At 43.9% G+C, this 9,254-nt stretch carries 7 protein-coding genes; 5 read left to right on the top strand and 2 right to left on the bottom strand.

What is annotated here, in order from left to right; translation table 11 throughout:
* Nucleotides 1–17: 17 nt before the first annotated feature.
* Complete coding sequence (locus NAF19_RS04555) at nucleotides 18–518, top strand: YcxB family protein (protein WP_252788628.1); 501 nt, start codon at nucleotides 18–20, stop codon at nucleotides 516–518.
* A 96-nt stretch (nucleotides 519–614) separates the two neighbouring features.
* On the opposite strand, the gene NAF19_RS04550 is transcribed toward NAF19_RS04555, so the two are convergent.
* Entirely contained in the window at nucleotides 615–1,319 is a 705-nt protein-coding gene (locus NAF19_RS04550; protein ID WP_252788627.1) for a head GIN domain-containing protein, read from the bottom strand.
* Nucleotides 1,320–1,443: 124 nt separating this feature from the next.
* Nucleotides 1,444–3,255, bottom strand: coding sequence for an AsmA family protein (locus tag NAF19_RS04545; protein ID WP_252788626.1), 1,812 nt, complete (start codon nucleotides 3,253–3,255; stop codon nucleotides 1,444–1,446).
* 423 nt (nucleotides 3,256–3,678) lie between these two features.
* On the opposite strand from NAF19_RS04545, the gene NAF19_RS04540 reads away from it, so the two are divergent.
* The 4 genes from NAF19_RS04540 (at nucleotide 3,679) to NAF19_RS04525 (ending at nucleotide 9,246) form a co-directional block, all read left to right on the top strand.
* Nucleotides 3,679–5,223, top strand: a complete 1,545-nt coding sequence (locus NAF19_RS04540) for a MiaB/RimO family radical SAM methylthiotransferase (RefSeq protein ID WP_252788625.1) — start codon at nucleotides 3,679–3,681, stop codon at nucleotides 5,221–5,223.
* A 138-nt stretch (nucleotides 5,224–5,361) separates the two neighbouring features.
* Nucleotides 5,362–6,600, top strand: coding sequence for a sigma-54 interaction domain-containing protein (locus tag NAF19_RS04535; protein ID WP_252788624.1), 1,239 nt, complete (start codon nucleotides 5,362–5,364; stop codon nucleotides 6,598–6,600).
* 6 nt (nucleotides 6,601–6,606) lie between these two features.
* A complete protein-coding gene (locus NAF19_RS04530) occupies nucleotides 6,607–7,128 on the top strand; it encodes an LptE family protein (protein WP_252788623.1) in 522 nt (173 codons plus the stop codon).
* Between the two features lie 18 nt (nucleotides 7,129–7,146).
* Complete coding sequence (locus NAF19_RS04525; protein WP_252788622.1) at nucleotides 7,147–9,246, top strand: hypothetical protein; 2,100 nt, start codon at nucleotides 7,147–7,149, stop codon at nucleotides 9,244–9,246.
* Nucleotides 9,247–9,254 lie beyond the last annotated feature (8 nt).

Raw genomic sequence — 9,254 nt, 5'->3', positions numbered from 1 at the left:
ATTAACAGATCTGAATTATGGAAGATATTACGATAAACAGCCTGATTGATATAAAAACATACTTTAACATAAGTCTGCTGGTGCAATACAATACCAGGGCAGTTGTTAGGATGCTTATTATTTTTGCATTGGTGCATTTTTGCATGTTTTATAGTAACCCGTTTAACTGGGCAGACGAAATTTTGATTATTGTTATGTATACGTTGTTTTATGCCGGGGTATTTCCACTGCTTACGTATATAGGGGCACGGCGAAATATGGCAAAAACAATATCCCTGCGCGAGCCAAAGGTTTATACTATTAGCAACGAGCAAATAGCTTTAAAAGGCGAAACAGTAAGTTCAACCATAACATGGCCACACATAATTAAGTTCATCGAGCGCGAAAAATACTTTATTTTGATGCCTTCAGGCCGCGCATTTTATTACCTGCCAAAGTCGGGTTTTCAATCGGATGAGGATATTGCTAGGCTGAAAAACCTGGTAAAGGAAAAAGGCATCAAAATGAGCTATCATTAAAAAATAAAAAAGCTGCCTTTTACAGCAGCTTGAAGAATATATATTATAAGTTATTAAGTGCTATTTTAGCTTCAACTACTCACACCACTTACCAAATTAGTCTTCGTGACTAACCCTGCCCGAGCCAACGGTGCGGTTATCGGTAATGCTTGCATTGCCTGAATAAACTACGTTGCCTGAGCCTACGATGCTTGCCGAAACTGTTTTATCGGCACCAAAACGGGCATTGCCAGAACCTGCTATTGAAACATGGGCAGTTTCTGTTTTAAAATTTCTGCCTTCCAAATCGCCCGAGCCGGCGATGGATACATTTGTTTTGTCAGCGCTTCCTTTAACATCTATCGAGCCTGAACCACTGATTGCCGCATGAAAATCACCGCCTTTAACTGCGGCTGTAACGTTGCCCGAGCCGCTTAACGAAATGTTAACGCTGTTACCGGTAAGGCTGCCATCAAGCTTAATTGAACCTGAACCTGCATTGGCAAGAGCTGACAATGATTTGGCAGTAACATAAACCTCGATAGGGCCATAGTTATGGTCGCCCCAATTTTCGTGGTGCTTAAATTTTATTTGCAGGGTGCCGTCTTTAACAATAGTTTCAATTTCTTTAATTACATCAGGCTGGGCTTTTATTTTCAGGCTTTCGGTGCCATCAATTTTTACGTGCACTTCAAACGGACCGCCGGAGCCAATTTTGTTATAACCCGATACCTGGCGGCTTTTGGTTGATTGTGCTGATGCTATTAAAGTGGTACCTACCATTAAAACTGCAGCCAAAATAGTATAAGATAGTTTTTTCATGATTTTTAGTTTATGCTTTGTATATAAGATGCGGCGGGGTCGGGAAACGTTGCACAAAGGAGATATAAAACTTACAAAGTTTTAAAATTGTCATAAGTTTTACTTATAGAGTAGGAGTTATAGGTTATTTGCTTTCCGCCTTCTTTATCTCTCTTTTCAGCTTTCGCTCGGCACGCCGTTGCTTGCGTTGCGCTTTTTTTACCTGGCGATTTTGTTTATCAACGGCACGCTGGTCCTTCATTTGGGCAATGGATTGCAACGTTTTTTCGTCTAGCCCCACAGACGGTTTTATTCCATCTAACAACACCTGCCAAACTGATTTAAAAAACGCGTTTTCAGGCTTGCGGATAAAATTAACATAAGCAACTCGTGGTTGTTCGCCCGGGCTATCTGGGTTGTCATGTTTTAGGATAAATATATTGGCAAATAATGATTCGACAAGCTTCTTTTTAAGCTTATCGTTTATGGTGTCGGCCTTTAACAAGCTTACTTTTACATCGTTATATAATAACTCAACCTTTCCTTTGGCGCCATTGCGGTTGGCCTTTACATCAAAACTAAACCGTTTAATTGTGCCTGCGTTCACCTTAACCATAGCCAGGGGCATAGTAGCCTTATTGATTTCCTGGGCATTCATCGGCCCAAGGCTGCCCCTGTAATTAAAGCTGTTAATTCTATCTGTAAGATTAAAGTTAAAAGCTACGTTGAGCTTACCGCGGTTCATAAAATAACTGCTTAGCTGTATTGTCGTAATACTATTTTTTTGCAACGCCGCTTTGTTATTGGTGAAGTTTAGCGCCCGCCCATTAGTATTGTTAAATGTTATTGTCCCTGTCTTTTTCGATTTTACATTAAACTCGTTATAAGTAACGCTTATTCGTTTAAATAAAATGGTATCTATTTTTATATCAATGGGTAATTTACCCATTGCCACATTTGGGAAGCTGATAATTTTATCTTCTTTTTTTTCTGACTGATTGGGGTTGGCAAACACCTGCAGGGCGCCATTGTGAAAAAGTAGGTTTTGCGCAGTTAAAGTGCGGTACTTGTGATAGCTCAAAAAATCGAAATTATTCAACTGCACCGAATCCAGGCTGAGCGTGAACCTGTCTTTGTGACTTCGGGTAAAAAATACATCCGTTGTTGCTGGTTTAAGCGATATGCCTGTTAGGTTTAACTGCGATTTTGAAGTAGATAATTTAACCGATTTTATGCTGTAGGAGTACAGGCCATTTGGCGTTTTGGCTTTGTAATTATTTAGTTCGGCAGTTATATCCTTGCAGTAAAGCAGTCGTGATTTATCAGTTTGCGTGGCCGAGTCAATCAGCAGATCGTGCGCGCTCAGGTTCATCTCCTTAAGTTCGGAAATTGCCAGTTTATTGCCCGAGTAATCTTTATAGCTAAACTTAACATCGCCCATTAAAATATCGCCGATGTGAATAAAATGGAGGCTTTTTGATATTTTTTGCCAGGCGGTGCGGTTATCCTTCACCACGGTGTCGCGGGTATGGTTTAGCTGGTAGCTAATATTCAACTCAGGGTTGTAAACCAATACCTGCCCTATGTTAAGCCGATGCCGAAAGTAAAGACTAAGCGGGTGGATGTGCGAAAATACCAGCTTTTTTATGTGGAGTTCAACCAGGTTGTTAGGGGCAAGGTGCAGCCTTTTTTTAGCATTGTAAACGGCTGTGTCGGGTTTTAGTGTGATATTAAAAATAACTATGGTGCCCCTGAGAACATGCAACTCGGCCGACGAGAAATCTACTTTATACAAGCTATCGCTGCTGGCGCTAACAATATCTTTAACCTTATTCTCCAGTATGGGCGACCAATAACTGTTAATAAAAATAGCCGCCACCAAAATAATTACAGTAAAGCCCAGCACAACAGCCAGCGTCACCTTTTGCCACTTTTTCTGTAAATATTTAAACGCCATTAATTCCCATTGTTTTACTTACTTTTTACTGGGAATCTATTTGGCTATCTGCCTTTTTGCTTCCCGCCGTGCTGTACGGTCGTTTTAATTTCGCTAAATTTATTAATTAAGTTGCTAACTTTTGTAACAGCAGCCGTAACAATCCGGCGTTGCAATAGCCCAAGGTGTAATATTGACGTCAAAATCAGGCTGGTTGATACAGCCTTTATGTCGACATTTAACAAAAATCGCTACGATAAAGTTTTAGAAGAAAGCGGTCTGTGGGCGCTTAATTCGAATATGTGTGATCATCTTCAAATCAGCACATCATCAAATTTTCAAATCAGCAACCCAATCAACTAAAATCCAATCAACTAAAATAACTGCCAATCTGTCACACTGTATTTAAATTTTGTGTATTTTTGCAGACTAATTTTTATAATAATGATGGATTTGGTAATTCCGGATAAAGTACATGATGAAAGCAGGCAGGGTGAAGCTTTATTGTTGGAACCCAAAACTGAAAGCAATGGCCGGAAGCTTTATATTGAGAGCTATGGTTGCGCCATGAACTTTTCGGATAGCGAGATTGTCGCATCTATTTTAGCTGAAAAAGGTTTTGAAACAACGGCCGATTATAATGTGGCCGATGTAATATTTATAAATACTTGCTCCATCCGCGAAAATGCCGAACAACGCGTGCGTAACCGCCTGCGCGATTTCACCATAGCTAAGGTTAAAAACCCCGGCCTGGTGGTGGGCGTGCTTGGCTGCATGGCTGAACGTTTGAAATCGAAATTTTTAGAAGAAGAAAAACTGGTTGACGTGGTGGTTGGCCCTGACGCCTACCGCGACCTGCCAAACTTGATTGAACAGGTTGACGGTGGCCAGAAAGCGGTGAATGTGCTACTATCGCGCGAGGAAACTTATGCTGATATAAGTCCGGTTCGGTTAAACAGTAACGGCATCAACGCTTTTGTATCGATAATGAGGGGCTGCGATAACATGTGTTCGTTTTGCGTAGTGCCGTTTACCCGTGGCCGCGAACGCAGCCGCGATCCGCAATCGATAGTTGCCGAGTGCGCCGGTTTGTTTAACAATGGCTACCGCGAGGTTACTTTGCTGGGGCAAAATGTGGACTCGTACAAGTGGAAACCCGAAAACAAACAGGAGCAGAAAATCGAAACTGAAAAACCTGTGTTGGGCATGGATTTGTTGGACAAGGTGCTGGCATCGGGCGAGGATTTGAGCGTGATGTATAATCACACAGTTGAGGAAGGTGATGTTACTTTTGCCAATTTACTGGAAATGGTGGCGCTGATAAGCCCCGAGCTGCGTGTGCGTTTTTCAACTTCGCACCCTAAAGATATTACCGACGATGTGTTGCATACCATCGCGAAATATGATAATATTTGTAATTACATCCATCTGCCCATACAATCTGGGAACAGCCGCGTGCTGAAGCTGATGAACCGTACCTATAACAGGGAATGGTATATGGACAGGGTGGCGGCGATAAACCGCATCATTCCGAATTGTGCCATTTCAACCGATATAATTACTGGTTTTTGCAGCGAAACAGAAGAAGAACACCAGGATACTTTAAGTATAATGGACCACGTGCAATTTTATTTTGCATATATGTTTATGTACTCGGAGCGTCCCGGAACGTTGGCAGCCAAACGTTACGCTGACGATATTCCCGATGCTGTTAAAAAGCGCCGTTTACAGGAAGTAGTAGCCAAGCAACAGGAACATTCACACGAGCGGTTGAAAAGGTTAGTTGGCACCACGCAGAGAGTATTGATAGAAGGTTTTTCAAAAAAATCGAATAAAGATTATTCGGGTCGGAGTGATCAGAATACAGTAGTAGTTTTCCCGGTGGGAGAGGGGTATAAGCCGGGGGAATATGTGGATGTACTAATAGAGCGATGCACGACGGCAACACTTATAGGTATGGCGCACAGCCCCCAAACCTCCGCTAACTAGCGGAGAGTTACGCCGTGGCGGATATCGTCGTGGTTTACAGCCAGGGGCTGTTAATGAGTTATAGATAGTATTAAAAATATCCTCCTCCCTTTAGGGGCAGGGGGCTTAAAACTCCCCCTTTAGGGGGTTGGGGGGCCAATGGAAATTCAAGAAATTAAACAACGCTTCGGCATCATAGGCAGTTCGCCTTTGTTGAACCGCGCGATAAATATAGCTAACCAGGTTGCACCAACTGATATTTCGGTTTTGATAACAGGCGAGAGCGGGAGTGGTAAGGAAGTGTTTTCGCACATCATTCATCAAATGAGTCCGCGTAAGCACGGGCCGTTTATTGCGGTTAACTGCGGGGCCATACCCGAGGGAACTATCGACTCAGAATTGTTCGGACACGAGAAGGGCGCTTATACAGGTGCAGTTGGCGAGCGTAAAGGCTACTTTGAAACCGTAAATGGCGGCACCATATTTTTAGATGAAATTGCCGAGATGCCACTGGGTACCCAGGCGCGCTTATTGCGGGTGCTGGAATCGGGGCAGTATATTAAAGTAGGGTCGTCAAAGGTTGAGAAAACCAATGTGCGGGTAATAGCCGCCACCAACGTTGATGTATATGACGCTGTAAAAAATGGCAAGTTCCGCGAGGATTTATACTACCGCTTAAATACGGTGCCATTACGCATACCACCGCTACGCGACAGGAAAGAGGATGTTTACCTGCTGTTCCGCAAATTTACGTCAGACTTTACCGATAAATACCGCACGCCACCTATCCAACTGGATGAGGAAGCGCAGCAAGTATTGATCAATTATTCGTGGCCGGGCAATGTGCGCCAGCTTAAAAATATGGCCGAACAACTGGCCGTGCTTGAGCGCGACCGTGTCATCACCGCGCAAACGTTATTGGGCTATATCCCGATGGAAGTAAACGGCCGAAACCTGCCTATGCGGGTCGACAACCAGCAGAAGGAAGATTTTTCGGAGCGTGATATTTTATACAAAGTGCTTTTTGATATGAAACGCGATATGGTTGAACTGAAAAAACTGGTCGCCGATATTATTGAACATGGCGGGGTTTCTATTAATCACGCAGCACATTCTCAAACCATAAACCAGTTGTACAGGGATATTGATTTGCCAAATGGGCCCGAGTCGCAATTTACTTTGCAGCAGCCCGTTATTAGCAATAATAGTAGCGCAAACCCTTATAATATAACTCAGGATGCCGAAGAGGTAGAGGAGTCTTTATCTCTTATCGACAAGGAATCGGACCTGATAAGGAAGGCTTTGAAAAAGCATAAGGGCAAGCGCAAACTTGCAGCTAACGAGCTGGGAATATCAGAAAGAACTTTGTACAGAAAAATAAAAGAACTAAATTTATAATTGATAATGAGAACTAAGGGGATTGCGTTAACACTTATAGGGTTTGTTTGGCTGTTACAGGCTTGTACTTATAAACTTAGTCTTAACGGGGCGTCGATACCGGCCAACTTGAAAACGTTACGGGTTGAGTTTTTTGAGAACACCGCGCCCCTTGTTGTAAATACCTTAAGTCAGCAATTTACCGAGGCGTTAAAAGAACGTATCCGAAACACAACCAGCCTCAGCGTTGTTAATGGCGAAGCCGACGCGGTAATGTCGGGCACAATTACAGACTATAATATAGCGCCGGTATCGGTACAGGCAACCAACAATACAACAGCGCCCCTGGCCGATCAAACACGTTTAACCATAACGGTAAACGTAAAATATACCTATGATGCCGATAAAAAGCTTAGTTTTGAACAACAATTTACAAAATATAAAGATTTTAAAGGTGAGCTTGGTGCGCAGGAGCAGGCGCTGATACAGGATATTAATAAGCAGCTAACCGAAGATATTTTTAACAAGGCTTTTGCAAATTGGGAGTAATTCGTATTTTCAACAATCGTGGATCAAAATTATAATAACAGCCAGAACGAGTTTTTATGGACATTGTTGGCCCATCCGGCCGATGATGCCCAGCAGTATAATTATAATTTGCAGCGGCTGGTTAATGATTTTCCGCAGAGCGGTATTTTACAGGCCCTGCTTGCCCATACCAGCGACCAAAAAAACTTAAAACAGGCTTCAGTTTATTTTAATGCAAAGGCACTTTATAAATTAATAAATGCCCCTGCGTCATTAATAGGTGTAGCCGACGAGAATATTATTGTTCAAAATGGCTTGCAGCCTTTAAACTACAACGGTTACCAGCAACACGATACAAATACAGGCAACCCCGAAAATTATTTTAGCGACCATAGCGCTGTTGAAACGCTGTCGGCAGCGGATGACCTACCTGCAACCGAGCGCGAAATCACGCATCCTGCAGTTGATGAATACCATGCAACAGATCTTGTGGAGACATTACACAGTCAACATGTTGATGAGCAGGTGGAAGCCCACTTGGTTGAAGAGCAGGCAGCCTCATCACACGAACATGACGAGATGGGCGAAAATGCTGTGGCGGAAGGGCATGCTGATTTAACCGAAGGGCACGAAACTGCACCGGTGGAAGAATTACCGCATGATAATAACAGTGAAACCGCTACAGATGAAATTAAAGACGGAATAACCCACGCGGTTCCAATTGCGGAGCCTATAATAAATTATGCTGCAGGCATGGGCCACAGGCTTCCGCCCGAACCGGTTGAAGCCGTTGAACTGCCAAATGCAGAACATGAGGATGCGGAACATCTTGAGCCAGAGGCACACACAACGCCATTGTTTGAAGAACATTTGGTAGTTGACCCAGGAGCGCCCGAAGCACATACCCCACCACCAATCCCTGAAGTACATTGGACAGTGGACGCGGCTGCTCCTGAAGAACATACCCCGCCGCCGATACCTGAAGAAGATTTATCAGTTGATGTGGCTGCACCAGAAGCACACACCCCGCCACCAATCCCTGAAGGACACCTGGTAGTTGATGTTCCTGAAGCACATACACCACCGCCAATTCCTGAAGAACACCTGGTAGTTGACGCAGTTGCTCCTGAAGAACACATATCGCAACCGGCTGCTGAAGAGCATTGGGTAGTTGATGCTGGGGCTCCGGAAATACATACACCACCGCCGGTTCCAGATGAAGATGCGCATGAAGAACATCAGCATGCAGCGAACGATTACGCTGCTGAACAAGTACAGGTAACAGAAGAACCCGTACAGCAATACCGGCCGTGGGATGAAACCGCTCCGGCAGAACATCATCAGCCTGAAATTAAAGAAGAGCCGGCACCCCAGGAAAGCCACCAGCCCGAGGTAAAACAGGAAGAGGTAAGCCACACCATTGATGATGAGGTTTACGACGAAATAGGCGGCATGGAACCTGATATTATAGGGAACATAGCGGGTGCTGATTTTTTTATGTTCGACCGCGCTTTTGGGGAACATAAAAAAGCGGAACCGGTAAGCGAGCCCGCGGCAACTGCCGAACCTGTAAATGAATTGGCCGGCGATGCGGACCAGCAGGACGTGTCGAAATACCACGACGAAAAAATGCCTTATAGCTTTTTGTGGTGGCTTGATAAAACCCGCAAAGAGCATTCAGGTGTTTACCAGCCTTATACGGCACCAGAAGAAACAAGCACTGCCGGCACCCGGGCCAGGTTAAAAGCCGGTACCGATGAACTACAGCAGCAGTATTATGAAAATATTTTTCACATCACTTCAGTAGAGGAGCTTGATAAAAGTTTGCCGCAACCTCCGTTTGCTGCACCGCCTGTTTTTGAGCACAAGAAAAAAGAGCAGGTTATTATAGAACGCTTTATACAGGAAGAGCCCCAGATAAGGCCACAAAGCAGCGATAAGCTGGATAACGAGAACAAGGCTAAGAAAAGCTCGGAAGACAGGGACGAATTGGTATCCGAAACACTGGCAGCCATTTACTCCGACCAAATGCTTTACCACAAGGCCATAGCATCATACAAAAAATTGATGTTGAGATTTCCGGAAAAAAGCCGTTACTTTGCGGCAAAGATTGAACAATTAGAAAAGAAAACCAATTAATTTAATAT

Source organism: Mucilaginibacter flavidus, from assembly GCF_024055575.1.
GTDB classification, from domain to species: domain Bacteria; phylum Bacteroidota; class Bacteroidia; order Sphingobacteriales; family Sphingobacteriaceae; genus Mucilaginibacter; species Mucilaginibacter flavidus.
The sequence above is the reverse complement of the archived record's forward strand: the minus strand, read 5'-3'. Positions and strand labels throughout refer to the sequence as shown.

Coding starts and splice junctions, on each gene's coding strand:
- NAF19_RS04540 (WP_252788625.1), top strand. CDS start 3,679: ATGATGGATTTGGTAATTCCGGATAAAGTACATGATGAAAGCAGGCAG.
- NAF19_RS04535 (WP_252788624.1), top strand. CDS start 5,362: ATGGAAATTCAAGAAATTAAACAACGCTTCGGCATCATAGGCAGTTCG.
- NAF19_RS04550 (WP_252788627.1), bottom strand. CDS start 1,319: ATGAAAAAACTATCTTATACTATTTTGGCTGCAGTTTTAATGGTAGGT.
- NAF19_RS04555 (WP_252788628.1), top strand. CDS start 18: ATGGAAGATATTACGATAAACAGCCTGATTGATATAAAAACATACTTT.
- NAF19_RS04545 (WP_252788626.1), bottom strand. CDS start 3,255: ATGGCGTTTAAATATTTACAGAAAAAGTGGCAAAAGGTGACGCTGGCT.
- NAF19_RS04530 (WP_252788623.1), top strand. CDS start 6,607: ATGAGAACTAAGGGGATTGCGTTAACACTTATAGGGTTTGTTTGGCTG.